18 protein-coding genes and 1 pseudogene are annotated in these 25,057 nt (G+C 75.3%); 8 read left to right on the top strand and 11 right to left on the bottom strand.

Annotated elements, in window-relative coordinates; translation table 11 throughout:
- Positions 1 to 96: 96 nt before the first annotated feature.
- Positions 97 to 1,482, bottom strand: a complete 1,386-nt coding sequence (locus tag AB2U05_RS05905) for a cation:dicarboxylate symporter family transporter (RefSeq protein ID WP_045709272.1) — start codon at positions 1,480 to 1,482, stop codon at positions 97 to 99.
- A gap of 206 nt (positions 1,483 to 1,688) precedes the next feature.
- Here AB2U05_RS05905 and AB2U05_RS05900 point away from each other — a divergent pair, with 206 nt between their 5' ends.
- From AB2U05_RS05900 to AB2U05_RS05885, 4 genes are all read left to right on the top strand, one after another.
- On the top strand, positions 1,689 to 3,446 hold the full coding sequence (locus AB2U05_RS05900) for an ATP-binding protein (protein WP_369182612.1): 1,758 nt from the start codon (positions 1,689 to 1,691) through the stop codon (positions 3,444 to 3,446).
- Positions 3,443 to 4,165, top strand: coding sequence for a response regulator (locus AB2U05_RS05895; protein ID WP_369182611.1), 723 nt, complete (start codon positions 3,443 to 3,445; stop codon positions 4,163 to 4,165). The genes AB2U05_RS05900 and AB2U05_RS05895 overlap by 4 nt, the downstream gene beginning before the upstream one ends.
- A 229-nt stretch (positions 4,166 to 4,394) precedes the next feature.
- The gene (locus tag AB2U05_RS05890) at positions 4,395 to 5,822 is read left to right on the top strand and encodes a diaminobutyrate--2-oxoglutarate transaminase (protein WP_369182610.1); all 1,428 of its coding nucleotides are present in this window, start codon (positions 4,395 to 4,397) and stop codon (positions 5,820 to 5,822) included.
- Positions 5,823 to 5,908: 86 nt separating this feature from the next.
- Entirely contained in the window at positions 5,909 to 7,399 is a 1,491-nt protein-coding gene (locus tag AB2U05_RS05885; protein WP_369182609.1) for an aspartate aminotransferase family protein, read from the top strand.
- Positions 7,400 to 7,486: 87 nt separating this feature from the next.
- Here the strand turns inward: AB2U05_RS05885 and AB2U05_RS05880 are convergent, their stop codons facing one another.
- The 10 genes and pseudogenes from AB2U05_RS05880 to AB2U05_RS05835 form a co-directional block, all read right to left on the bottom strand.
- A complete protein-coding gene (locus AB2U05_RS05880) occupies positions 7,487 to 8,284 on the bottom strand; it encodes an inositol monophosphatase (protein ID WP_369185906.1) in 798 nt (265 codons plus the stop codon).
- A 243-nt stretch (positions 8,285 to 8,527) separates the two neighbouring features.
- Positions 8,528 to 9,730 (bottom strand): annotated as a pseudogene (locus AB2U05_RS05875) (type III PLP-dependent enzyme); the annotation flags it as partial.
- A complete protein-coding gene (locus AB2U05_RS05870; RefSeq protein WP_369182608.1) occupies positions 9,730 to 11,535 on the bottom strand; it encodes an IucA/IucC family siderophore biosynthesis protein in 1,806 nt (601 codons plus the stop codon). The pseudogene AB2U05_RS05875 and the gene AB2U05_RS05870, both read right to left, overlap by 1 nt.
- The gene (locus AB2U05_RS05865) at positions 11,532 to 12,749 is read right to left on the bottom strand and encodes an MFS transporter (RefSeq protein WP_369182607.1); all 1,218 of its coding nucleotides are present in this window, start codon (positions 12,747 to 12,749) and stop codon (positions 11,532 to 11,534) included. The genes AB2U05_RS05870 and AB2U05_RS05865 overlap by 4 nt, the downstream gene beginning before the upstream one ends.
- Positions 12,746 to 14,482: an IucA/IucC family protein gene (locus AB2U05_RS05860; protein ID WP_369182606.1), complete on the bottom strand. Its 1,737-nt coding sequence runs from the start codon at positions 14,480 to 14,482 to the stop codon at positions 12,746 to 12,748. The genes AB2U05_RS05865 and AB2U05_RS05860 overlap by 4 nt, the downstream gene beginning before the upstream one ends.
- Before the next feature lie 71 nt (positions 14,483 to 14,553).
- A complete protein-coding gene (locus tag AB2U05_RS05855) occupies positions 14,554 to 15,753 on the bottom strand; it encodes an acetyl-CoA carboxylase biotin carboxylase subunit family protein (protein WP_045709265.1) in 1,200 nt (399 codons plus the stop codon).
- Positions 15,754 to 15,920: 167 nt separating this feature from the next.
- Positions 15,921 to 16,925 carry an ABC transporter substrate-binding protein gene (locus tag AB2U05_RS05850; protein ID WP_369182605.1) on the bottom strand — a complete coding sequence of 335 codons (1,005 nt, stop codon included), beginning with the start codon at positions 16,923 to 16,925 and terminating at the stop codon, positions 15,921 to 15,923.
- A gap of 74 nt (positions 16,926 to 16,999) precedes the next feature.
- Positions 17,000 to 17,839, bottom strand: coding sequence for an ABC transporter ATP-binding protein (locus AB2U05_RS05845; protein WP_369182604.1), 840 nt, complete (start codon positions 17,837 to 17,839; stop codon positions 17,000 to 17,002).
- Positions 17,839 to 18,852, bottom strand: coding sequence for a FecCD family ABC transporter permease (locus AB2U05_RS05840; RefSeq protein ID WP_369185905.1), 1,014 nt, complete (start codon positions 18,850 to 18,852; stop codon positions 17,839 to 17,841). Before AB2U05_RS05840 ends, AB2U05_RS05845 begins: the two co-directional genes overlap by 1 nt.
- Positions 18,853 to 18,869: 17 nt before the next feature.
- A complete protein-coding gene (locus AB2U05_RS05835; RefSeq protein ID WP_369182603.1) occupies positions 18,870 to 19,904 on the bottom strand; it encodes a FecCD family ABC transporter permease in 1,035 nt (344 codons plus the stop codon).
- A gap of 298 nt (positions 19,905 to 20,202) precedes the next feature.
- Here AB2U05_RS05835 and AB2U05_RS05830 point away from each other — a divergent pair, with 298 nt between their 5' ends.
- From AB2U05_RS05830 to AB2U05_RS05815, 4 genes are all read left to right on the top strand, one after another.
- A complete protein-coding gene (locus AB2U05_RS05830) occupies positions 20,203 to 21,060 on the top strand; it encodes a (2Fe-2S)-binding protein (RefSeq protein WP_369182602.1) in 858 nt (285 codons plus the stop codon).
- Positions 21,061 to 21,175: 115 nt separating this feature from the next.
- A complete protein-coding gene (locus AB2U05_RS05825) occupies positions 21,176 to 21,577 on the top strand; it encodes a VOC family protein (protein WP_369182601.1) in 402 nt (133 codons plus the stop codon).
- A 230-nt stretch (positions 21,578 to 21,807) separates the two neighbouring features.
- Positions 21,808 to 22,776 carry an alpha/beta fold hydrolase gene (locus tag AB2U05_RS05820; protein WP_045693166.1) on the top strand — a complete coding sequence of 323 codons (969 nt, stop codon included), beginning with the start codon at positions 21,808 to 21,810 and terminating at the stop codon, positions 22,774 to 22,776.
- A 117-nt stretch (positions 22,777 to 22,893) separates the two neighbouring features.
- The gene (locus AB2U05_RS05815) at positions 22,894 to 24,951 is read left to right on the top strand and encodes a serine/threonine protein kinase (RefSeq protein ID WP_369182600.1); all 2,058 of its coding nucleotides are present in this window, start codon (positions 22,894 to 22,896) and stop codon (positions 24,949 to 24,951) included.
- Positions 24,952 to 25,057 lie beyond the last annotated feature (106 nt).

Raw genomic sequence — 25,057 nt, 5'->3', positions numbered from 1 at the left:
GCGAGGGGTGGGCCGATCCGGCTGTGGGGGAGCCCCGGTCCGGCGCCGTTCTTCCGGGGTGGGGGACGGCGCCGGACCGGGGAGCGTGCGGGCCGCTCAGGCGGCCACCGGGGCGGGGGCCGCGTCGGGGTCGGCCGGGGCCTGGGGCGCCGGGTGGCCGCCGGCGCTGTCGATCAGCGTCTGCTCGTCGAACGGCACCTCGCCCGCCAGCACCCGCTGGGCGCGCTCGGCGTCCAGCTCGCCGGTCCAGCGGCCGATCAGCACGGTGGCGACGGCGTTGCCCGCGAAGTTGGTGAGCGCCCGGGCCTCGGACATGAACCGGTCGATGCCGACGATCAGCCCGACGCCGTCCACCAGGGCCGGCTTGTGGGACTGCAGCCCGCCCGCGAGGGTGGCCAGCCCGGCGCCGGTCACGCCGGCCGCGCCCTTGCTCGCGATCACCATGAAGACGAGCAGCGACAGCTGCTCGCCGATCCCCATCGGCTTGTCCATCGCCTCGGAGATGAAGATCGACGACATGGTGAGGTAGATCGCGGTGCCGTCGAGGTTGAAGCTGTAGCCGGTCGGCACGGTGATGCCGACGACGGGGCGGCTGACGCCCAGGTGCTCCATCTTGGCGATCAGGCGGGGCAGCGCGCTCTCCGAGGAGGAGGTCGAGAGGATCAGCAGGAACTCGCGGCCGAGGTACTTGAGCAGCGCGAACACGTTGATCCCGGCGACCAGGCGCAGCAGCGCGCCCAGCACCACGACGACGAACAGCGCGCAGGTCAGGTAGAAGCCGACCATGATCACGGCGAGGCTCTTCAGCGCGGCGGTGCCGGTGGCCCCGACCACGGCGGCCATCGCGCCGAACGCGCCGATCGGCGCCACCCACATGATCATCGACATGATCCGGAAGACCAGCTTCTGCACGTGCTCGATCCCGCGCAGCACCGGGGCGCCGGCCGGGCCCATCGCCTGCAGGGCGAAGCCGGCGAGCAGCGCGACCAGCAGGGTCTGGAGCACCTTGCCCTCGGTGACGGCCGAGAACAGGGTGGTGGGGATCATCCCGAGCAGGAAGTCGGTGGTCGACTGGGCGCCGCCGGCCGCCGCCTGGGCGTGGCCGGACTTGGCGAGCGCGGCGGTCAGGTGCAGGCCGCCGCCGGGCTCCAGCAGGTTGCCGACGACCAGGCCGATGGCGAGCGCGACCGTCGACATGACCAGGAAGTAGCCGAGCGCGAGGCCGCCGACCTTGCCGACCTTCGCCGCCTTGGTGACCGAGCCGATGCCGAGCACGATGGTGCAGAAGATGACCGGGCTGATCATCATCTTGATCAGGTTGACGAACCCGGTGCCGACCGGCTTCAGCTCCGTCGCGAAGCCGGGCGCGGCCAAGCCCACCACCACGCCCGCGACCACGGCCGCGATCACGGCGAGGTAGAGGTAGTGGGTGCGGTCCTTGCGTCTGGGTCCCCCCGCCGGTGCGGCTCCAGCGATCGACATCTGCGGCTCCTTCGCCCTGCAGTCCTGGCGGCCCCGGGTGGTGGGCCGATCCGACTATCGGGCCTGCGCGTGATCCGGGTCACGTTTGCGGTCATAAAGTTCTCCGGCGCCTCGGCCGCACCGCGTGCCGCGTGCCGCGCGCCGGGGTCGTCGGGCCCGTCGCACGCCGGGGTCGCCGCGCGGCCCCGTGGTGCACACTGGCAGGCATGCCCGTGCCGCCCCCCGCCCCCGCTCCCGCGCGCCGCCGTCGCCCCCGCGCGCCGCGCGGGCTGGTCCGCAGCCTGGCCGGGCAGCTGTTCGTCGTCCAGGTGGTCATCGTCGCCGCCGTGGTCGCGGGCGGCGCGGTGCTCGCCTACCTGTTCACCGCCCGGAGCACCGAGGACGCCGCCCGCCGCCAGGTGACCGTCGTCGCACACGCCGTCGCCGACGCGCCGACCGTCCGCACCGCCGTCACCGGGCCCGACCCGACCGCCGTCCTCCAGCCGTACGCCGAGCAGGTCCGCGTCGACACCGGGGTCTCCTTCATCACCGTCATGGACACCACGGGCGTGCGCTGGACCCACCCGCGGCCCGAGCAGATCGGCCGGCCGTACCTCGGGCACATCGACTGGGCGCTCGCCGGGCAGACCCGCAGCGAGACGTACACCGGCACGCTCGGCCCGTCCGTCCGGGTGGTCACCCCCGTGCTGGACGACCGGAACCGGGTGATCGCGCTGGTCAGCGTCGGCCTCACGCTGGACTCCATCTCCGAGCGGCTCAGCGGACCGCTGCTCGCCCTGGTCGGCGTCGCGGCCGGCGCGCTCGCGCTCGGCGGGCTCGGCACCTACCTCGCCAACTCCCGGCTGCGGCGGCACACCCACGGCATGGGCCCGGCCGAGCTGAGCCACCTCTACGAGTACCACCAGGCCACCCTGCGCTCGGTGCGCGAGGGGCTGATCCTGCTCGACCGCGCGCACCGGGTCGTGCTGTGCAACGACGCCGCCCGCGAACTGCTCGGCCTGGAGGGCGAGTTGGACGGGCGGCCGGTCGACGGCCTGGGCCTGCCGGAGGCCCTGGTGGCGGCCGTCCTCGGCGCCGAGCCGGTCCGCGACGAGGTGCACCTGACCGCCGAGCGGGTCGTCGTGCTCAACACCTCCACCATCGGCACCGGACTCGGCCGGGTCGTCACCCTCCGCGACCACACCGAACTGCAGGCGCTCAGCGGCGAACTGGACTCGGTGCGCGGCTTCACCGACGCGCTCGGCGCCCAAGCCCACGAGGCCGCCAACCGGCTGCACGCCGTCGTCTCGCTGATCGAACTCGGCCGCCACGAACAGGCGGTGGAGTTCGCCACCGCCGAACTCGCCCTCGCCCAGCAGCTCACCGACCGGGTCGTCGCCGCGGTCGGCGAACCCGTGCTGGCCGCGCTGCTGCTCGGCAAGGCCGCCCAGGCGGCCGAACGCGGCGTCGAGTTGACCCTCACCGAGGACAGCCGGATCGACGACGGCGTGCTGCCGCCCGGGCTCTCCGCCCGGGACCTGATCACCGTGCTCGGCAACCTGATCGACAACGCCGTCGACGCCGCCATCGCCGGCGCCGCGCACAGCCCGGTGCCGCCGGAGGTCACCGTCACCGCCCGGATCGAGGGCGGCGACGCCCCCGACGCCCGCCTGCTGCTGCGGGTCGCCGACACCGGCGCCGGCATCGACCCGGCCGCCGTCGAGGACGTCTTCCGGCGCGGCTGGAGCACCAAGCAGGACGGGCACGGGCACGGCCTCGGGCTCGCCCTGGTCGCCCAGGCCGCCCGGCGCAACGGCGGCACCGTCGAGGTCGGGCGCGAGCGCGGCGCGGTGCTCACGGTGCGGCTGCCGCTGGCCGGGCGGGGGCGCGGGGGCGAGGGGGCCGGTGGGGGTTCTGGCGAGGGGTTTGGCGAGGGGCTTGGCGAGGGGGCTTCCGCGGGGGAGCGGGCAGGGGTGTCGACGTGACGGGCGGCGCCGGGGCGCGGCCGGGGATCTCCGTCCTGGTCGTCGAGGACGACCCGGTGGCCGCCGCCGCGCACACCCTCTACGTCGCGCGCGAGCCCGGCTTCCACGCCGCCGGGACCGTCCACAGCTGCGCCGACGCGCTGCGCTTCCTGGACCGCGCCCGCGCCGCCGGCACACCCGTCGACCTCACCCTGCTCGACCTCTACCTGCCGGACGGCCACGGCCTCCAGCTCTGCCGCACGCTGCGCGCCGCCGGCCACGCCACCGACGTCATCGCGGTGACCTCGGCGCGCGACCTCGCCATGGTCAGGCAGGCCGTCTCGGCGGGCGTCGTGCAGTACCTGCTGAAACCGTTCAGCGCCGCCGCCCTGCACGACCGGCTCGAACGCTACGCCCGCTACCGCGCGAGTCTCGGGCGCAGCGGCGAGGCGACCGGCCAGGAGGAGGTCGACCAGGCGCTCGCCCTGCTGCGCACCTCCGAGCGCAGCACCCTGCCGAAGGGGCTGAGCGCGCCCACCCTGGAGACCGTCGCGGCCGTGCTGCGCGAGGCGGCGACCGGGCTGTCGGCGGCCGCGGCGGGCACCGCCGCCGGGGTGTCCCGGATCACCGCGCGGCGCTACCTCGAGCACCTGGTGGACACCGGGCGCGCGGTGCGGGAGCCGCAGTACGGGAGCGTCGGGCGGCCGGAGCTGTGCTACCGGTGGACGGGGAAGGCGTGACGTCCGGTCGGTGAGCCTGTCGGTGATCCGGTCGGTGGGCCCGCCGGTGATCCGGTCGGTGGGCCGGGCGGTGATTCGGCCCGGCGGAGGCCGTGACCTCTTGGCGCCGTGCTCGTTGGCAGAACCGGGGGAGGTTCACTCGCGCGGGTGGTTCTGGGTGCCCCGCGGGCATCGCGCCAGGTCAAGGGCTATAAAGTTAGGCTTACCTAACTTCCTTTGGGGGTCCGTCTTGTCGCTCGCCGCCGTACCCGCCCAGGCCGCCTCCGGGGCCCCCGCCAACGGAGCCGCGGCCGCCCCCGGCGAGGCCATCCTGCGGCGCCAGCGCGTCCGCGAGTCCGCCGCCCGCACGTACGCCCGGTCCTTCCCCATCGTCCCCGTCCGCGCCCACGGCATGACCGTCGAAGGCGCGGACGGGCGGCGCTACCTCGACTGCCTCTCCGGCGCCGGCACGCTCGCGCTCGGCCACAACCACCCCGTGGTGCTGGAGGCGATCCGCCGCACCCTCGACAGCGGCGCCCCGCTGCACCTGCTCGACCTCGCCACCGCCGAGAAGGACGACTTCACCAGCGCCCTCTTCGAGAGCCTGCCCGCCGAGTTCGCCGCCCGCGCCCGGATCCACTTCTGCGGACCGGCCGGCACCGACGCCGTCGAGGCCGCGCTCAAGCTGATGCAGACCGCCACCGGCCGCTCCGGCGCGCTCGCCTTCACCGGCGCCTACCACGGCATGACCGCCGGCGCCCTCGCCCTCACCGGCAACGTCGCCGTCAAGGAACCGCTGCCCGGCGGCGGCGAGGTCGTCCGGCTGCCCTACCCGTACGGCTACCGCTGCCCGTTCGGGATCGGCGGCGAGGCCGGCGCCGACCTCGCCGCCACCTACGTGGAACGACTGCTCGACGACCCCTCCGGCGGTGTCGTCCCGCCCGCCGCGATGGTCCTGGAGGCCGTCCAGGGCGAGGGCGGCGTCGTCCCCGCGCCGGACGGCTGGCTGCGCGCGATGCGCCGGATCACCGCCGAACGCGGCATCCCGCTGATCGTCGACGAGGTGCAGACCGGCGTCGGCCGCACCGGCGCGATGTGGGCCGTCGAACACAGCGGCATCGTCCCGGACGCCATGGTGCTCTCCAAGGCCATCGGCGGCAGCCTGCCGCTCGCCGTCGTGGTCTACCGCGAGGACTACGACGGCTGGCGGCCCGGCGCCCACACCGGCACCTTCCGCGGCAACACCCTCGCCATGGCCGCCGGGGCCGCCACCCTGCGCCACGTCGCCGCCCACGGCCTCGCCGACCGGGCCGCCGTGCTCGGCGAACGGATGATCGCACGGCTGCGCGCCCTCGCCGCCGAACTGCCCGTCATCGGCGACGTGCGCGGGCGCGGGCTGATGCTCGGCGTCGAACTCGTCGACCCCGCCGCCGAACCCGACGCCTGCGGCGCCCGCCCGGCCGACCCCGCGCTCGCCGTCCGCGTCCGCGAGGCCTGCCTGGCGCGCGGGCTGATCGTCGAACTCGGCGGCCGCCATGACGCGGTGCTGCGGCTGCTCCCGCCGCTCACCATCACCGACGAGCAGGTCGAGGCGGTGCTCGACCGGCTCGGCGACGCCATCGCGGCCGCTGCGGCGGCCGTCCCGGCGGGTGCGGCGGGCACGCGGAGGGAACGGTGAGCGGCGGGACCGGCTCCGGCTCCGGTTCGGGTCCCGGTTCGGGTCCCGGTTCGGGCTCCGGCTCGGGGCGCGGTCCGGAGGGCGGTGTGCCCGAACTGCCCGACAGTGCCGTCCCGTTGGACGCCCTCGCCGGCGGTGCGGGCGGGCCCGGCACGCTCGCGCCGCTGCTCGCCACCGTCCTCGACGCGCTCGAAGCCGGCATCGTGCTGCGCGCCGGACCGCTGCCCGCCGGCAGCCCCGCCGAGATCACCGCCCTCGTCGCCGACGCCCTCGCCGGCGCGGGCGGCCGCGACGCGCTCGCCCGGCTCACCGAACTCCTCGCCTACGGCGCAGCCGACCCCGCCGACCCGGCCTGCGCCGCCCACCTGCACTGCCCGCCGCTCGCCGTCGCCGCCGCCGCCGACCTCGCCGTCAGCGCCCTCAACCCCTCCCAGGACTCCTGGGACCAAGCCCCCGCCGCCACCGCCCTCGAAACCGCGGTGCTCGCCGAACTCGCCGCCCTCGTCGGCTACGAGCCCCAGCGCGCGGCCGGCGTCCTCACCTCCGGCGGCACCGAGTCCAACCTGATGGGACTGATGCTCGCGCGCGACCAGAAACTCGACGGCATCGTCGAGTTGGACGGCATCCCGGCCGGCGTCCGCCCCTGCATCCTCGCCTCCGAGGCCGCGCACTTCTCCGTCCAACGCGCCGCCGCACTCCTCGGACTCGGCGAACGGGCCGTCGTCCCCGTCGCCGTCGACCGGCAACTGCGCATGCGCGAGGACGAGTTGGAACGCGCCATGGCCGAGGCCAGCTGGGCCGGCCGCACCCCCGTCGCCGTCGTCGCCACTGCCGGCACCACCGACACCGGCGCCGTCGACCCGCTGCACGCCGCCGCCGACCTCGCCGGCCGCTACGGCGCCTGGCTGCACGTCGATGCCGCGTACGGCGGCGGCGCCCTGCTCTCCGACCGGCTCGCCCCGCTCCTCGACGGCATCGCCCGCGCCGACTCCGTCTCCCTCGACTGGCACAAACTCGGCTGGCAGCCCGCCGCCGCCGGAATCTTCCTCGTCCGGCGCGCCGAGACCTACGTCTCCCTCGCCCGCCGCGCCGAGTACCTCAACCCCGTCGACGACGAACGGGCCGGCTACCCCAGCCTGCTCGGCCGCTCCCTGCGCACCACCCGCCGGGCCGACGCCTTCAAACTCGCCGTCACCCTGCGCACCCTGGGCCGCGACGGACTCGGCCGCCTGGTCGACGCCTGCCACGACCTCGCGCGCGCCGCCGCCGACGCCGTCCGCGCCGAACCGCTGCTCGAACTCCACGCCGAACCGGTGCTCACCGCCCTGCTGTTCCGCTACCGGCCGCCGGGCCTCGCCGACCAGGCCGTCGACGACCTGAACGGGCAGCTGCGCCGACTGCTGCTGCGCTCGGGCCGGGCCGTCGTCGGGCGCACCGAACTGCCCGGCGAAGGGCCGGGCCGGGTGCGGCTCAAGCTGACGCTGCTCAACCCGCACACCACGGTCGGCGAGGTCGGCGCGCTGCTGCGCGACGTGGTGGGGGCGGGGCGCAAGGTCGCGGGGGAGCGGGCCGGCTGAGGCCGGGCGGATCGCTCGGTGACGGCTGGGGCGGGTCGGGCCCGGCGGGCTGGCCGGTCGGGGTCGCGGTCGGGGTCGGGGCCGGGGTCAGTCGGCCATGAGGACGGCGCGGGTGAGCTCCCAGGTCGCCGGGTCGGCGGCCACCAGGAGGCCGTCCTCGCATCCGGGGGCCTCGGGGCGGTAGGCGGAGCCGTCCATCCGGGCCGAGACGCCGCCGGCCTCGGTGACCAGCAGCGAGCCGGGGGCGTGGTCCCAGGGCAGGGTGCGCCAGTAGAAGATGAAGTCGAACCGGCCGTCCGCGACACCCGGGTACTCGATCCCGGCGGCACTGCGGCCGGGATCGACCTCGCCGAACGCCGCGCAGTTGGCCTCCAGGCGGTGGCGGTGGTCCGGGTCCACGAAGCGGCTCTTCAGGATGCCCGACAGCTTCCCGGCGTCGGCGGGTGCGGGCGGACGGGACAGGCGCTCGCCGTCCCGCCAGGCGCCGGAGCCGAGCTCCGCCCGGTAGCAGGCCGCGAACTCGGGCTGCCAGATCCACGAGGCGACCGTCCGCCCGCTGCGCACCAGCGAGCACATCACGGCGTAGTCGGGGCGGCCGGCCACGAAGTTGGACGTGCCGTCCACCGGGTCGACCAGCCAGACCGCCGGCTCGGAGCGCAGGGCCAGCGCGAGCGACGGGTCGGCGGCGACGGCCTCCTCCCCGACCACCGGGACGGGCAGCAGCTCGCGCAGCCGCCGCGTGATGATCGCCTCGGCGTCGCGGTCGGCGACGGTGACCAGCTCGCCGGGGGCCTTCTCCATCACCTCGCCGGAGGCCAGTGCCCGGAAGCGCGGTTCCACCGCCTCGGCCGACGCCTCGGCGAGTATCTCCGCCACCCTGTCCATCAGCACCTTCGCGCTCCCTTCGCCGGTACCACTTTCGCACGTACGAGCGGAGGGGGGTGGTGGCGGGCCGAGGGCGGTGGGGTGGGGGGTGGGTGACAGCGAACAGGTTTCAGCGTTCAGATTTCAGATAACAGATGTTGAAAGCTGTTATCTGAAATCTGTTCGCTGTTCGTTGTTCGCCGTCTGTCGTCCGCTGTTCGTGGGGGCCGCCGGCCGCCGGCCGTCTCGTCGTTGGCCCAGAGGTCACTCGCCCAGGTAGTGGAATCCCGGGTGCGGGTGCATCAGGAACTCGTGGTGCGAGATGTTCCAGGCGTACGCCCCCGCCATGGCGAACAGCACGCGGTCCGCCGTCCGCAGTCCGTCCGCTTCCTTCGCCGCCCGGGCCAGGACGTCCTTCGGGGTGCAGAGCTGCCCGGCCAGGGTGGCGCGGCCGGTGGTGACTGCGGGGCGCGGCCACGGGTGCGGCCAGGCGTCGACCGGCAGCACCTCGAACGGCTGCGAGTGCCCCCGGGTGGCGGGGGTGCGCAGGTGGTGGGTGCCGCCGCGGACCACCGCGAAGTCCTCGCCGTGGCTGCGCTTCACGTCCAGGACCTCCGTGGCGTACCAGCCGCAGTGCGCGGTCAGCGCCCGGCCCGGTTCGATCCGCAGGCGCAGCCCTGGGTGGGCGTCGAGCAGCTTGGCCAGGCCCTCGCCGAAGGCCGTCCAGTCGAAACGCGCCGCCGGGTCGTCGTAGTCGACGGCCATGCCGCCGCCGATGTTGACCTCCTCCAGCGGGAAGCCGTGCCGGTCGGCCAGCGCCGCCGACCACTCGACGATCCGCTCGGCGACGGCCAGTTGCTCCGCCGCCGCGAGTCCGCTGGCCAGGTGGGCGTGCACCCCGCGCAGCAGCAGCCGCCGGCCGAGCGGGCCGCCGCCGGTGAGCAGCCGGACGCACTCCTCGGCCTGATCCGGGTCGAGGCCGAACGGCGTCGGCCGCCCGCCCATCGCCAGCGCCACCGCGTCCAACGCGCCTTCGCCGACCGGCAGGTTGACCCGTAGCAGCACGTCCACCGTCCGGGCCTGCGGCCGGTCGGCGAGTGCGGCGGCGAGCCGGTGCAGCTCCTGCTCGCTCTCGACGTGCCAGCGGTGCACGCCGGCGTCCAGGGCGGTGGCGATCTCGGCCGGGGTCTTGCCGGGCCCGCCGAAGGCCAGCGGTGCGCCCGGCACGGCAGCCCGTACGTGCGCCAACTCCCCGCCGCTGGAGACCTCGTAGCCGTCCACCGCGTCGCGCAGCGCGCGCAGCAGTGGCGCCTCCGGGTTGGCCTTGGCGGCGTAGTACAGCTCGACCCGCTCGGGCAGGGCGGCCCGGACGGCGGCGGCGTGTTCGCGCAGCGCCGTCAAGTCGTAGATGTAGGCGGGGAGTTCTTCGGCGGTGAGGCCGGTGGCGTGGTCGCGGACGGAGTCGGTCATCGGGCGGCGCTCCCAGCGGAGGGGTGGGCGGGCATGCGGGCGGCCTCGGCGAGGACGGAGCCGGCCAGCGGCGAGGGCAGTCGGACGTAGCCGGCCTCGCGGTCGGCGCGGCGCTCCCAGCGGGTCAGCAGGTTGGCCTTCGCGGGCAGCGGGACACCGGCCAGCAGCGCCCGCAGCCGAGGCGGGCGGCCGTGCGCGGCGGCGAACTCCTCGAGGGTGTCCCGGACGGCCTGCCAGAGCCTGCCCTCCAGCTCGGGGCGCAAGTCGGCCAATGCGGCCAGGAGTTCGGCGGCGTGGTTGACCAGCAGGCAGTAGACCACCCGGTCCCAGCCGCGCTCGGCGTCGTAGGTCATCGGGCCGGCGACCTCGGGCGGCAGGGCGGCGAGCAGGCCGGCGTTGTGCTCGGGGACGAGCTTGGTGCCCTCCAGGTCGCGGAACAGCACCTGGGCGGGGCGTCCGGTGTCGTCGACGCCGATGAGCACGTTCTGCAGGTGCGGCTCCAGCACCACGCCGTGGTCGAAGTAGGCCGCCAGCACCGGCGGGACGAGCAGCCGCAGGTAGTCGCGCCACCAGCCGAGCACCGAAGACGCGTCCGAACTCCCGTCCAGCAGGCGGGAGATGTGTGCGGAGCTGGTCGGGTACTCGTCGGCGACGGCGGCCGCGAGCAGCGGGGTGACGCCGGGGCGCAGCACGTCGCCGAGGCCGTCGCGCACGATCAGGCCGAAGCCCTCGAACAGTGCCAGGTCGGGGCGGCCGTCCGGGCCGGGCAGGGCGAGGGTGCGGAAGGCGGGCTCGCGCAGCATCGCGGCGTCCGGGAAGCGCCGGGCGAGGTCGGTGAGCACCGGGGCGAGCAGCCGGGTGAGGGTGACGGCGCCGGTCAGCTCGTACGCGGCGTTCTTGCGCAGGCAGTTGGTGATGCGTACGTCGAGGCTGAACTTGAGGAAGGCGTCCGCACCGTGCAGGGTGCGCACCGAGGCGGTGGCGGTGAAGCGCTCGCCGCGCGGGCCGAGGTCCAGGACGTCGCCGCTGCGCAGGGCGCGGCGCAGCAGCGGGTGGTCGCCGATCAGCTGGTACTGCCACGGGTGGGCGGGCAACAGGCGGTAGCCGGCCGGGACTTCGCCGAGGCCGTCGAGCAGGGCGGTGGCCCGGTCGTCGGCGGACTCCTCGGCAAGCAGGTCGGCGCGCACCGCGAGGTGGCGCAGCGGGAAGGCGGCGCGGGACTCCGGGGCGTAGTCGCGCCAGTCGCCCCGGGCGGCGGAACGGGACTTGGGCGCGGGGTGGAAGCGGTGGCCGAACAGCAGGGCCTGCTCGGACTCCAGGTACCGGTCGGCGCGGGCGGCCCCCGTCCCGGCGTCATCGGAGCGGTCGGCCTCGGGACGGTCGGCCTCGGGGCGGTCGGTCAGGCCCGCGCGGACGCCGTCGTGGCTGGACGCCACCTGGGCGACGAACTCCTCGTTCGCGGTGCCGGTGCGCAGCTCCAGTTCGTGCTGGACGTGCTCGGCGAGCGTGCGCCAGTCCAACTCGCTCCAGCCGTCCGGGGTTTCCTCGGAGACCGGCCCGGTGAAGCGGTGTGCGCCGAGCAGCGAGGTGCGGCGCAGGGCGACTCGCAGCAGGGTGCCGCGGCGAGGCAGGCGCAGCAGCAGGCGGCCGTCGTCCACGGCGGTCTGGTGCTCGGGCGCGGACACCTCGCGCAGCAGGCAGTTGAGCAGGGTGTGGGCCACCGCCTCGTCGGCGGAGGGGAGTTCGGGAGTGGCGGGGAGTCCGGCGGTGGCGGACTGCGGGAGTGCCATACGGGTGGTCATCGGGTGCTCCTACGGGTCAGGAGGGCGAGGAGGGCGGCGGCCAGGGCGGCGACGGTGCCGGTGACGACGGGGGCGGCCGGTCCGCCGCTGCTGTTGACCAGCGCGGCGGCGAGCCCGGCGGCGACGGCGCCGCACTTGGAGACGGTCTCGCGGGTGCCGAACATCCGGCCCGGCGCGCGGCCGCGGGCGGCCTCGGCGGCGAGGACGGCGAGGCAGACCAGGCCGAGCGTCATGCCGAGCCCGAGTGCGGCCCGGGTGAGGACGAAGGCGGGCAGGGAGTGGGCGGGGGCGTGTCCGGCCAGGCCGAGGGCGACCAGGGCGAAGCCGAGGGCGAGGCCGGTGCGGGGTCTCGCCTGGACGGCGGCGTGCACCCGCCCGGCGGCGACCAGGTAGACCAGGTGCGGCAGCGCGAAGAGGATCCCCGCGACCGCGGCTCCTGCGCCCGGCAGCCGCTCGTGCACCAGGGTGATCAGGTAGGGGAAGGAGATCACGGTGGCGAAGACGAACGCGAACTCGAAGGTGTAGAGCAGCTTGAGCGAGCCCGGCGGGTCGCCCGAGCGTTCGGCGCGGACCCCGGCCCTGCTGGCGGTGGCGGTGGCGGTGGCGGTGGCGGCGGCGGCCCGGCGAGCCGGCTCGGGCAGGAAGCCGAGCAGCACCGCGGCGGTCAGCGGCAGGACCGCCATCACGAGGTACTGCCGGTGCGGGTCGATCCACGGCGACAGCGCGCCCACCAGGATCGGCGCGGCGACCAGGGCGGCCCGGGCGCTGCCCTGCATCAGGGTGAGCGCCTTGGACAGGTGGGTGCCGTCCAGGGCGGCGGCGAGGTAGCCGTTGGTGGCGGAGAAGGTGCCGCCGAGGAAGCCCTGGAGCACCAGCGCGCAGGTGAACGCGGGCAGGCTGTCGGCGGCTCCGGCGAGCAGGAACGAGACGGTGAGGCCGAGTTGGGCGCGCAGCAGCAGCCGCTTCTGGCCGAACCGGTCGGCCAGCCGGCCCCACAGCGGCGCGCCGAGGGCGGTGAAGACGGTCGGCGCGATGTAGAGCAGGCCCGCCCAGTGCCCGTCGCGGTCGCCGAGGCCGGGGAGGATCTCGCTGAGGTACGGCGGCAGGCCGAGGGCGGCGAAGGAGGCGACGAAGTAGCAGGCGGCGATGGCGTGCACCTGGCCGCGGTCCAGTGCGACGCCCGGTGCCCGCCGGGGCAGGGTGTCCAGGCTCATCGCGTACGGCTCTTCGGCAGCAGGTAGTTGGGGCCGTCGGTGTAGTGCTTGTTGATGTCGGCGGCTCCGCTGCGTTCCTTGCTGAGCAGCGTGCCGGCGCTCACCATGGCCTTGACCGGCAGCCGTTCGGCGTCCAGCAGGGCGGTCCGCAGCGGCCGGCCGGCCGGGCCCAGCCGGTCGATCGCCGTGGCGAGGGTGTCGCGCAGCAGCCCCAGGGTCCGCTCCAGCGGGGCGCGGCCGTGTTCGGCGAGGCCGAAGGCGAGGGAGGCCGTGCACAGGTGCCCGGTGATCGTGGTGAACAGGTCGGTGAGCGCGCGGTCCTGGTCGACGAGGATTCGGGGGTCGCGGAACTCGGCGGCCAGCGGGGCGAGTTCGTCGATGCCGCCGGTGCCGGTGCCGGTGGTGGTGCTGCCGGTCGTCAGCCGGGCGGTGTTGATCCGGGGGCCGTCGTTGTCCTTGTAGAGCAGCCGCAGGCCGGTCCCGTCGAGGACCAGGGAGGTGTTCTGCTGGTGCGACTCCAGGGCGATGCCGTGGCCGAACAGGGTGGTCTGCCAGTCGACCAGCAGCCGCAGCAGGTCCTCGTACAGGGCGAGGACGGAACCACCGTAGAAGCGGTCGGCGAGGTGGTCGATCACCAGCCGCCCGCCGGGCGCCTCGGCGAGCAGGGCGGCCAGCGGCACGGTGACGGCGTCGTCCAGGCCGTCCGGGTAGCGGCGGCAGAGGACGGCCAGCAACTCGTCGTCGGCGTGCGCGAAGTGCTGCTCGTCGGCGTGCAGCACCCGTCCGGTGAACTGCGGCTCGCGGGCGGCCACGGCCTCCACCAGGCGCTGCCCGACCGCCCCGTTGACCAGGGTGACGGGCTTGATGGTGCGCCGGTTGCGCAGGCCCAGGGTGGCGGTGGCGAGCGGGAGTTTGAGGTGCCAGGACGGGTCCTGGGCGACGGCGACGGTGCGCATCGACAGCGTCGGCAGCACCGTGAGGTACGGCTCCGGGGCGAGCACCGAGCCGGGGGCGATCCGCTCGAAGTCCTCGCCGGCGGTGAGCGGGTGGACCGGGACGGTTCGGAACTCGCCCGGTGCGCCCGGGACGCCCAGCTGTTCGGCGGTCGGCCACCAGGCGGGCAGCGGCCCGTCCCCGTGCACGGTCAGGTGCGCGGCCGGTACGGCAAGCCAGCGAAGTTCGAAGGAGGGGTGGAACTCCGGCGCGTACGCGCGAAGTTGCGGTTCACCCAGGCCGGCGCGGCCGCGCGCGGTCGGGTAGACCGGGTGGTCGAGGAAGGCGGCGAGGGCTTCGAAGCCGAGGGCGGCGTGCGGGCCGGTCCAGTCGGCGACGTCCGCGCCGTAGCGGGCGGCGAGGGCGGCGTGCACCTCGGGCCGTACCCGGTCATGGAGTTCGGTGGTGGCGAGGGTCTGCCGGCACTCCTCGGCGAAGGCCCGGTGGCCGGGCCGGTCGAGCGGGTCGGCGCGGTCGGCGAGGAGGGCCAGGACGGCGGGCAGCTCGGTGAGCAGGACGCCGTCCGTCTCCAACTCCGGCCGCCGGGCGGCGTGGTCGCCCTGGAAGCCGTCCGGGGCGACGGGCAGGGCGAGCGTGCCGTCGCTCAACCAGGGGCCGTCCGCGCGGTGCTGGAGCACTCCACGGGTGCGCAGGCCGAGGACGTCCTCGCGCAGCAGCGCGGACAGGACGCGCAGGGTCAGCTGCTCCGCCGGAGTCCGGGCCGCGGGAGTGGTGGCCACGGCCGTGCGGGCCGCCGGGGCTGCCGGGGCTGCCGGGGCCGCCGTGGGCGTGTGGGCTGGGGCGGCGGGCTTCATGAGGCGATCTCCCAACGGTTGGCGGCGATGAAGTCCGCCACGGCGGCGTCCACCGCGCCCTGGTCCGGGCCGACCGCCCAGACGATGCCCAGGTAGTCGCGGTTGGTGCGGTAGAGGTCGTGCCGGGCGCCGATCTCGCGCACCGGCCGGTAGGAGAGGGTGACGCCGTCCGTCCGTCGCTCGAAGTGCGGCTCGGGTGCGGCGGTGAGGGTGCCGGCCCGGTCCGCGCAGACGCGCTCGTGCCGGGCCCGAAGGCCGGTGCGGGCGCCGAGGTCGGCGGGCAGGGCCTCGCCGAGGTGGGCGCGCAGGACCAGCTCGAAGTAGGGGAGTCGGAGGATCTCGGCGAGCATCAGGTCGCACTGGTCGCCGATGGCACGGTAGTTGACCTCGATGATGCGGGCACGGCCGTCCGGCTGGAGGACGAACTCGGTGTGGCAGGCGCCGAGTCCGACGCCGAGCGCGTCGAGCTGGGCGAGCACCTGGTCGACCACCGGGCGGGGGTGTGCCGGGGTGAAGGTCAGGACTTCCTCGATGAAGTCCGGCGGCGGGGAGAGCCGGGTGCGGAAGCCGCCCAGGACGTGCCGGGCGTGGCCGTCGCCGAGGGTCTCCAGGGTGCACAGTTCGCCGGCCAGGAACTCCTCGACGACCAGCGTGGCGGCGGGCCGCCGCTGCCGGATCTGCTCGACGCGCAGGGCGAGTTCGGCGGCGTCGGCGACCAGGGTGACGTCCTCGCTGGCGACGCCCTCGCGCGGCTTGACGATGCAGGGGAACGGCGGGGTGAGCCCGGCCGGATCCTGCCCGGGGGCCAGCTCGGCGGACCAGACGCGGTCCAGGCCGGTGTCGGCGAGGTGGCGGCGCAGCTCGCCCTTGTTCTTGGCCCGCAGCGAGGCCTTCCAGTCCTTGCCGGTGAGGCCGAAGTACTCGGCGACCAGCGCGGTCTGGGTCTGCAGGTGGTCGCTGTTGCTGAACACCGCGTCGGGCGTGTGGTGTTGGGAGATCGTTCCGATGACCTCGCGGAAGTCCTGGACGTCGCACTCCAGCACCTCGCACGCGAAGTCCGCGTCGGCGTAGGCGCGTCGGTGGTCCTCGACGTGGTCGGTGAGGACGGTGACGTCGAGGCCGAGCCGGGCGGCGGCGGGCAGGAAGCCGCGGGTGACCGAGTCGGTGGGGTTGAGGGCGAGCAGGTAGAGCCGCATGGGGTTTCCTCGGAGGCGTGGCAGGTGGAGCGGGCGGCGAGCAGCGGACGGTGGGGGGCAGCTGATGGCGGACAGCGGACAGCGGACAACGGACAACTGACAGCTGACAGATAACAGATGTTGAAAGTTGAAAGCTGTCAGCTGTTCGTCGTCATCCGTCGGCGCCCCTACTTGGGCGCGTCGACCCCGGCGGCCTTGGCGATGTCGACGAGCATCGCGTCGGCGGCCTGGACGCCGATGCCGGACATCCAGGTCTCGTCCGGCACGTTGACGACCTTGTTGTTCTTGACGGCGTTCAGGCCCTGCCAGACCGGGGTCTGCTGGACCTCGCTCTCCTTGGTCTTGGTCGGGTCGTCGGCGGTGGTGACGAACACCAGGTCGGCGTCGGCCTGGCCGATCTGCTCGGCACTGACCTCGATGATGTTCTTGTCGACGTCCTGCGCGGCCGGGCGGGTCAGGCCGACGTCCTTCAGGACCACGCCGCTGTAGGAGGACTTGGCGTACAGGCGGGTCGGCCCGGCGACGAAGCGGACCACCGAGGCGGTCGGCATCGTCCCGTTGTTCTTCGCCTTGATCGCCTCGCCCAGCTTCTTCGCGCGCGCCTCGTAGTCGGCGAGGGCCTTCTTCGCCTCGTCCTCCTTGCCGAGCGCCTGGGCGTACAGCGCGAGGTTGTCCTTCCACGGGAACCCGGTGGTCTCGGCGAGCACGGTCGGCGCGATCGCGTTCAGCTGGTCGTACACCTTGGCGTGGCGGACCTTGGAGGACAGGATCAGGTCGGGCTTGAGGGAGGCGATCAGCTCCAGGTTCGGCTCGTTCATCGGGCCGACGTCCTTGGTGTCCTTGATCTTGTCCTTGAGGTAGTTCGGGAACCCGCCCTCGGTCTTCATGTGCGGGGACACCGCCCCGACCGGCGTGATGCCGAGCAGCGTGACGTCGTCGAGCTCGCCGCTGTCCAGCACCACGACGCGCTTGGGCTGGGCCTTGATCTCGGCCGTGCCGGCGGCGTGCTTGACGCTGCGCGGGAACGCGGCGGCGCTGCCGGGCGCGGCGGAGGAGGAGGCGGCGGTGTCGCCTCCCGCCGACTTGTCGTCGCCCCCGCCGCTGCCGCAGGCGGCGAGCAGGGTGGTGGAGAGGGCGGCGGCGAGGACGGCGACGGGCAGTCGGCGGTTCATCGGGGATTCCTTGCGTCGGGAGAGCGGATCGAACGGGATCGAGCAGGGGGAACAGGACTACGGACGGGGGGAGTTCAGGAAGCAGCAGCAGCAGCGGCGTTGCCGGCGCGGCGCCGGCCCCGGGGCACGACCAGCGGCGTGCCGGTCTCCGGGTCGGGCACCACCCGGCAGGGCACCTGGAAGACGGCCTCCACCAGCTCGGCGGTCAGCACCTCGGCGGGCGGCCCGGCGGCGGCGAGCCGCCCGTCCTTGAGCACCACCAGGTGGTCGGCGTACCGGGCGGCCTGCCCGAGGTCGTGCAGCACCATGACGACGGTGCGCCCGGCCTCGGCGTGCAGGTCGGAGACCAGGTCGAGCACGTCGAGCTGGTGCCGCAGGTCGAGGAAGGTGGTCGGTTCGTCGAGGAGCAGCAGGTCGGTCTCCTGGGCGAGCGCGAGCGCGATCCACACCCGCTGGCGCTGCCCGCCGGAGAGCCGGTCGACCTGCCGGTCGCGCAGTTCGGCGGTGCCGGTGCGCCGCAGCGCCTCCTCGACGGCGGCCTGGTCGGCCTTGCCCCACGGGCTGAGCATCCGCTGGTGCGGGTAGCGGCCGAGCCGGACCAGCGCCTCGACGGTGACGGCCTCGGGGGTGACGGGCTGCTGCGGCAGCAGGCCCATCCGCTTGGCGAGGTCGCGGGCGGGCATCCGGTGGATGTCGGCGCCGTCGAGGGTGACGGTGCCGGCGGCCGGGTCGAGCAGGCGGACGAGTCCGCGCAGCAGGGTGGACTTGCCGCAGGCGTTGGGCCCGACGATGGCGGTGACGGCGCCGCCGGGCAGCTCGAGGTCGAGGCCGTCGACGATGGTCCGCTCGCCGTAGCGCAGTCCGAGCCCGCGGGTGGCGAGCCGGTTGGCGGAGCCGGCGGTGGCGCTGGTCATCAGCTGCTCCTCTGGGGAAGCCGGCCCTGGCGGATCATCAGCACCAGGAGCCAGGGCGCGCCGAGGGTGGCGGTGACGGCACCGACCGGCAGCCCGTGGACGGGGATCACGTGGAGGACGAGGAGGTCGGCGGAGAGCAGCAGCACGGCGCCGGTGAGCGCGGTGAGGCCGAGGGTGCCGAGGGTGGGCGGTCCGGCGAGCAGCCGGACCAGGTGCGGGACGGCGAGGGCGACGAAGGCGACCGGCCCGGTGAGGGCGGCGGCGAGTGAGGCGAGCGTGATGGTGAGCAGCAGCAGCCGGAGCCGGTCGCGGCCGGGGTCGAGGCCGAGGGCGCCGGCGGAGTCGTCGCCGAGGTCGAGGACGGCGACGCGGCGCCGGCACAGGACCAGGCCGGCGGTGGTGAGCGCGATGGCGGTGCCGGCGGTCCACACCTCGGTCCAGTTGCGGCCGTACAGCGAGCCGGTGGTCCACTGCAGGGCGGAGGAGGCGAGCTCGGCCGGGAACCGTACGATCATCAGGTTCACGGCGGCGGCGAGGCCCTGCTGGACCGCCAGGCCGACCAGCACCAGCCGGGTGACGGCCATCTTCGAGCGCCAGGCGAAGCCGCCGAGCAGCAGCGCGGCGAGCAGCCCGCCGCCGACCGCGGCCAGCGGGATCAGCTGCTGGGAGGCGCCGGTGGCGAGCATCAGCACCGCGCCGAAGGACGCGCCGCCGGTGATGCCGATGGTGTCGGGGGCGGCCAGCGGGTTGCGGAACAGCCGCTGCAGCAGCGAGCCGGCCATCGCCAGCGCGGCGCCCGCGATCAGCGCGGACACCACCCGGGGTGCCCGGAACTGCTGCACCACCAGGACGTTCCCGGCGTCGCCCTGCCCGGCCAGGGCGCGCAGCGCGTCCCAGGCGGAGATGTTCACCCGGCCGGTGCCGAGGGCGATCCCGGTGAGCAGGACCAGCAGGGCGGCGGCGAGCACGGACCACGCGGCGGTACGGGCCCGGCGGCGGGCGATCGCGCCCATCGGGGCGGTGGACGCGGTCACTTGGCCACCTTCCGGGCGAGCACGGCGAGCAGCGGCGCGCCGAGGAAGGCGGTCACGATGCCGACCTCGATCTCGGAGGGGCGCACCACGAGCCGGCCGAGCACGTCGGCGGTGAGCAGCAGCAGCGGACCGGTGATCAGGCAGCCGGGCAGCAGCCAGCGGTGGTCGTTGCCGAGCAGCGGGCGGGCCAGGTGCGGCGCCGCCAGTCCGATGAACGCCACCGGTCCGGCGACGGCGACCGCGCCGCCCGCGAGCAGCACGACGGCCAGTCCGCCGACCAGCCGGATGCGGGCGACCGGCACGCCCAGCGACTGCGCGCTCTCGTCGCCGAGGGCGAGCGCGTTGAGCGCGGGCGCGACGGCGAACGCGGCCAGCAGGCCGAGGGCGAGGAACGGCAGGACGGGGGTGAGGGCGTCCAGGCGCCGCCCGCCGATCGAACCGACCAGCCAGAACCGGGCCTCGTCGAGGGTGCGGTGGCTGGCCAGCATCAGCGCGGACGTCCAGGAGGTGAGCACCACGGTGAGAACGGTGCCGCCGAGCGCGAGCCGGACCGGGTCGAGGTCCCCGCCGCGCCGGGACATCGCGTACGCGGCGACGGCGGCGACGGCCGCGCCGGCGAAGGCGAACCAGACGTACTCGACCGGTCGGGAGAGGTCCAGGGCGTAGATCGCGGCGACCACGGCGAGGCTCGCGCCGGCGTTGATGCCGAGGGTGATCGGCGAGGCCAGCGGGTTGCGGGTGACGCCCTGGGCGACGGCCCCGGCGATGCCGAGCGCGGCGCCGACCGCCAGCCCGATGAGGGTGCGCGGGACCCGAAGGCCCGTCACCACGTCGGCGTCGGTGCCGTGGGCGGAGCCGGTGAGGGCGTCGACGACGGTGGTCAGCGGGACGGAGCGGGAGCCGAGCGCGAGGCTCAGCGCGGCGCACAGCACCAGGGCGCACAGCCCGGCGACCAGCAGCAGGGGCCGCCGGACCGCCGAGGATCGGGGGGTCGCCGGGGCGGTGTCGCCCGGCGGGTCGGTTCTCAGCACGAGGAGACATATTAGGTTAGGTTTACCTAACTTCGTCAACCTCGGGTCGGACGCCTCCGGGGCTCTGACCTGGGAGCGCCCCTGGGTGGGGCGGGTGCGGTGGGCGTGGCGGGTGCGTCCCGGGTGGCCGGTGGTGCTCTTGAGGCATTGTAAGGTGAGGCTCACCTTAATCGATCATCCGGAGTCGATCTCGGGAGCGCCGATGACCCCCGGAACACCCCTGCCCTCGTCCCTGCCCTCGCCCGTGGCCGTCGGGTCCGCTGCGGCTGCCGTGTCGTCTGCGCCTGCCGCGCCTGCTGTGCCTGCCGCGCCTGCTGCGCCTGTCAGGCCCGATGCGCTCGGTACGCCCCCGTCGCCCCCGTCGCCCGCGTCGCCGCCCGCTTCGACGGCCGACTACCGGCGCCTGCGCGAGCTCTGCCCCGCGCTCGACCTGCGCCTGCTCGGCCCCGCCGACCCCGACCCCGCCGCCGCGGACGGCTGGCACACCGGAGCCGAACTCGCCACCGACGAACGGGCCCTGGCCGCCGCGCTGGCCGGGGAGGAGGACCGCATCGCGGCCGCCCACGGCCGCGCGCCGCGCCCCCACGTCACCGCCTCCCGGCTGCTCCACCACTACGCCTGGTCCGCCTGCCTGCTCATCGCCGGCCCCTGGCACCTGGCCCGCCTGGTCCCCGACCTCACCCCCGCCGACCTCTGGCTGCACACCCCCAGCGGCGACCTCGCGCTGCGCCCGCGCCCGCACCTCGCCCTCCCGCCGCTGCCGCCGCCCGGCGAGGACGAGCTGCGCGCCGAACTGCGCGCCGCCGTGGTCGCCCACCTCGAACCGCTGGTCGCCGCCTTCGCCGGGCCCACCCGCCGCCGCGACCGCGCCCTCTGGGGCATGGTCACCGACGACCTCGCCTCCGCCCTCTGGTACCTCGGCCGGATGCTCGGCGAGGAGGACGCCGCGGTGGCCGCCGCCGCGGCCGTCCTGCCCGGCGGCACCCTCCCGCTCCCCGGCGCCGCCGACTTCCGCCGCCTGCACACCCCGGACGGGCGCGCCCACCACACCCGCACCCGGCTCGGCTGCTGCCTCTACTACGCCGTCTCCCCGGCCGCCGAAGCCTGCCTGACCTGCCCGCGCACCTGCGACGAGGAGCGGCTGCGCAGGCTCTGACGGCGGGTCGGCCGCTCTCCGCTCTCCGGTCGCCGCTGCCGCCTTCCTGGCCGTACCGGTCGCACCGGCCGTACCGGGCGGCCGGTTGTCAGTGTCGTGCGCTAGCGTCCCGTCCATGATCGATGCGACGACGCGGGTCCGGATCGCCCGCCCCTCCCGCGACCTGGTGGCCGCCGAGCGCTTCTACGTCGGCGGCCTCGGCCTCGACGTGCTGTGGCGCACCACCGAGCGGGTGCCCGGCGAGCACGACCTGCTGATGGTCGGTCCGCCCGGCGGCGCCTGGCACTTCGAGCTCACCCACGACCCGGAGCACCCGCTGGAACCGACCCCGACCGTGGACGACCTCTTCGTCGTCTACCTCGGCGCGCCCGCCGACGACGCCCTGGTCGCCCGGCTGGAGGCGGCCGGTGGCAGCCGCGTCCGGGCCCACAACCCGTACTGGGACGAGCACGGCGTCACGGTGTCCGACCCGGACGGCTACCGGCTGGTGCTCTGCTCCCGGGCCTGGGGCGCCTGACCGGGCCGGCCGCCGAGCCGCCGTCGCCGAACCGGCCGTCGCCGAACCGCCACCGGGCCGTCCCCGGCCGTCCGCCGCGGATTGTTGGCCTCGCGGCCACCCGCAGAACGGTCGGTGTTCGACCTTTCGTACGGCACGGCCGCCAGCGTCGGATGATCGACCGGCCACGGGGGTGGCCGAACGTGCGGGGGCGCTGCGTCCTCGCGGACGGATCCATGGGGGGATCGACGATGCGGAACACACACAGCTCACCGGGCGCGCCCGGTCTGCGCGCCGTCCAGGACGCCGTCGTGCGGGCCCTGGCCGAGCGCACCCCCGGCGGGGTACGGCCGGGAGAACTCGACCGCGACGGACGGGCGTTGCGCTGGGTGGAGGCCGGTGGGGACACCGGCGAGGAGAACGGCCCCGCCCCGGTGGTGCTGATCGCGGGCTGCGGCGGCGGCGCGCTCGACTGGGCACCGGTCCTGCCCGAACTCGCCCGGCACCGCCGGGTGGTGGCGTACGACCGGGCCGGCCTCGGCGCCAGCGAGCCGCGCCGCGCGGCCGGCCCCGACCTGGACGCCCAGGTCGCCGACCTGGCCGCCCTGGTGGCCGGGCTCGACGCCGGACCGGCCGTCCTGGTCGGGCACAGCTGGGGCGGCCAGCTGGCCCAACTCCTCGCCTGGCAACGGCCGGAGCTCGTCGCCGGCCTGGTCCTGGTCGACCCCGCGCACGAGGAGTTCCAGCCGCCGCTGATCCGGGCCGCCGAGACGGTGCTCAACCGGGTGTGGCTGCTCCGGGCCGCGCTCGCGGAACCCGGGCCCGCCACCGGCACCGCCGACGCCGCCACCTATGCATCCGGAGCCGCCACCGCCGCCGAAGTCGCCGAGGCCGCCGTCCTCGCCCACCGCCACCAGCGCCGGACCGTCCTCGACGAGACCCGGCTCACCGCCCTCGCCGTCCCCGAACTGCGCCGCCGCCGCGCCGCCGCGCGACTGCCCGAGGTGCCGGTGACCGTCCTCAGCGCGACCAAGGGCCTGCCCGCCGCGATGCGCGGCCGGTGGACCGCGATGCAGTCGCGCATCGTGGCCGGCCACCCGAGGGGCCAGCACGTCGTGGTGCCCGGGGCCGGCCACGCCGTCCACGCCGACCGGCCCGGGGCCGTCGTCGCCGCCGTGCTGGAGGTCGCCGAGCACGCCCGGCGCGTCCGGCTCCGGTGACGGCCGCTCACGCCCAATGTCCCTCCTCAGGGAGGGTTCTGAGGCCATGACACCCTCTGGCACACTGTGGGCCGACGACCCGCCGGGCGGGTCACGACACACCTGGGGGGTGGGGGCATGATCGGTTCTGGCACCGTGCTGAACGTCCGGTACCGGCTGATCGAGCGGCTCGGCCGCGGCGGCATGGGCGAGGTCTGGCGGGCCCACGACTCGGTGCTGGCCCGGAAGGTCGCGGTCAAGATCCTCAACGCGGAGCTGTTCGACAACGCCGCCGCGATCGAGAGCTTCCGCCGCGAGGCCCAGCTCGTCGCCGCGATCGACCACCCGGGCGTCGTGAAGGTCCACGACTACGGCGAGACCGGCGTCGGCGTCGGTGCCGGCGTCGGTGCCGGCGTCGGCGTCGGCGAGAACGACGGCGACGGTGACAGTCACGGTGACGGTGAGGGTGGCGGCGGGGACACCGGCGACCGCTGCGCCTACATCGTGATGGACCTGATCGACGGCCGGCCGCTGAACCAGGTGCTCGAAGCGGAGGGGCGGATGCCGCCCGAGCGGGCCCTCGGCATGGTGGCCGCCGCGCTGGACGCGCTGCACGCCGCGCACCAGCGCTCCATCGTCCACCGGGACATCAAGCCCTCCAACCTGATGGTGCGCCGCAGCGACGACGCCGTGGTGGTGACCGACTTCGGCATCGCCCTGGCGATCGCGGGCACCAAGGCCACCAAGCGCTCCGGCGTCATCGGCACCGCCGCCTACATGTCCCCCGAGCAGGCCGTGAACGGCAGGATCGGGCCGGCCTCCGACCTGTACTCGATCGGGGTCGTCTGCTACGAACTGCTGGTCGGCAGGCTGCCGTTCGTCGGTGACGGGCCGGTGCAGGTCGCGATCAAGCACGTCCACGAACCGGTGCCGGACCTGCCGAAGACCGTCCCGGCGGCCGTTCGCGAACTGGTCGTCCGGGCGCTGGCCAAGGCGCCGGAGGACCGGTTCGCGAGCGCGGCCGAGATGGCGGCGGCGGCCCGGGCGGCGGTCGGCCTGCCTCCCGGGTCGGCGGCCGACACCGGCACGGTCGACCTGCGGGGGAAGGCCGCCGCGGCGGTGCCGGCTCCGGTTCCGGCCGCGGATGCGGACCCGGCCGCGAAGGCGCGGCCGGCGGTGAAGGCGGAGCCGGTGCTGAAGGTGGATCCGGACCGGCCGACCGAACCGGTCAGGCGCCGCTCGCGGCGCACCCTGCTGGTGCCGATCATCATTCCGGCCGTCATATCGGTGGGCACGGCGACCGCGCTGCTGATCGACCGCAGCCCCGGCAGCTCGAACGCGAGCGCGCCGCCCGACGCCCGGCAGACGGTCGCCGCGACGGCCCCGGCCACCCCGGGCGGTGCCGCTCCGGACACCGCCACGGCCGCCACCACCGCGCCGACCGGGACCCCGGGCGCCACCCAGCCCGGCCAGCAGCCCGCCACCCCCGACCAGGGGCAGCCGCCGCAGCCGCAGCAGCCCGGTACGGCGGCTGGCGCGGCCGGTGGGGCCGCCGCCCAGCCGGGCCGGGGTGGCAACGCGGGCGGCAGCGGCGGCGGGTCCGGCAACGGGGGCCAGGGCGGGGGTGCGGCCGGCGGCGGCACGGCGCACCAGCCGGCGCCCGCACCCGCACCCGCCAACCCCGCCAATCCCGCGAACCCCAACCCGCAGCCGCCGCCGCAGAACTCCTCCGGCGGCCCGTCGTCCGGCGGTTCGTCCGGCGCCGGCGGCAACCCGCCGCCGGCGCAGACCTCCGACCGGCCGTCCAGCTGCGGAGGGAGCAGCTGGACCAAGATCGTCAGCGCCTCGTCCGGCGCGGCGATCGGTCTGGCCAACGACAACCTCGACGCCGGCAACCCGGTCGTCCTGGGCGGCCACGCGCAGTACGGCTGGGTGGTGACGACCGGCAGCTGGAACGAGTACCGCGCGTGCAACTCCGGCGGTCCGAACCTCGTGTTCGGCTTCCTCAACGACGACTCGGTCGGTCTGGGCGACGTCTTCAGCATCGCCTACCGGTGGACGGTCCAGTCCGCCGGTTCGGGCACGTACACCCTGGGCGACGGCACCCGGTGCATGACGTCCAACGGCGCTGGGCAGCGCGTCACCATGCAGACCTGCACGAAAGGTCTCGCGGCCCAGCAATGGAGGTTCCAGTGACGGCCCGTCCCCGGACGGTGCCCACGGGGTGAAGGAGCGGGGCTCCTATCAGAGGCCGGGCGCGGCGGGCAAGGGTTGCCCGGTGGCGGGACCTCGCCACCGACCG

The sequence above is a fragment of the Streptomyces sp. Y1 genome (assembly GCF_041053115.1).
GTDB classification, from domain to species: Bacteria; Actinomycetota; Actinomycetes; order Streptomycetales; family Streptomycetaceae; genus Kitasatospora; species Kitasatospora rubellomurina.
The sequence above is the reverse complement of the archived record's forward strand: the minus strand, read 5'-3'. Positions and strand labels throughout refer to the sequence as shown.

Coding starts and splice junctions, on each gene's coding strand:
- AB2U05_RS05905 (WP_045709272.1), bottom strand. CDS start 1,482: ATGTCGATCGCTGGAGCCGCACCGGCGGGGGGACCCAGACGCAAGGAC.
- AB2U05_RS05870 (WP_369182608.1), bottom strand. CDS start 11,535: ATGACCACCCGTATGGCACTCCCGCAGTCCGCCACCGCCGGACTCCCC.
- AB2U05_RS05855 (WP_045709265.1), bottom strand. CDS start 15,753: ATGCGGCTCTACCTGCTCGCCCTCAACCCCACCGACTCGGTCACCCGC.
- AB2U05_RS05845 (WP_369182604.1), bottom strand. CDS start 17,839: ATGACCAGCGCCACCGCCGGCTCCGCCAACCGGCTCGCCACCCGCGGG.
- AB2U05_RS05820 (WP_045693166.1), top strand. CDS start 21,808: ATGCGGAACACACACAGCTCACCGGGCGCGCCCGGTCTGCGCGCCGTC.
- AB2U05_RS05825 (WP_369182601.1), top strand. CDS start 21,176: ATGATCGATGCGACGACGCGGGTCCGGATCGCCCGCCCCTCCCGCGAC.
- AB2U05_RS05900 (WP_369182612.1), top strand. CDS start 1,689: ATGCCCGTGCCGCCCCCCGCCCCCGCTCCCGCGCGCCGCCGTCGCCCC.
- AB2U05_RS05840 (WP_369185905.1), bottom strand. CDS start 18,852: ATGGGCGCGATCGCCCGCCGCCGGGCCCGTACCGCCGCGTGGTCCGTG.
- AB2U05_RS05850 (WP_369182605.1), bottom strand. CDS start 16,925: ATGAACCGCCGACTGCCCGTCGCCGTCCTCGCCGCCGCCCTCTCCACC.
- AB2U05_RS05815 (WP_369182600.1), top strand. CDS start 22,894: ATGATCGGTTCTGGCACCGTGCTGAACGTCCGGTACCGGCTGATCGAG.
- AB2U05_RS05865 (WP_369182607.1), bottom strand. CDS start 12,749: ATGAGCCTGGACACCCTGCCCCGGCGGGCACCGGGCGTCGCACTGGAC.
- AB2U05_RS05880 (WP_369185906.1), bottom strand. CDS start 8,284: ATGGACAGGGTGGCGGAGATACTCGCCGAGGCGTCGGCCGAGGCGGTG.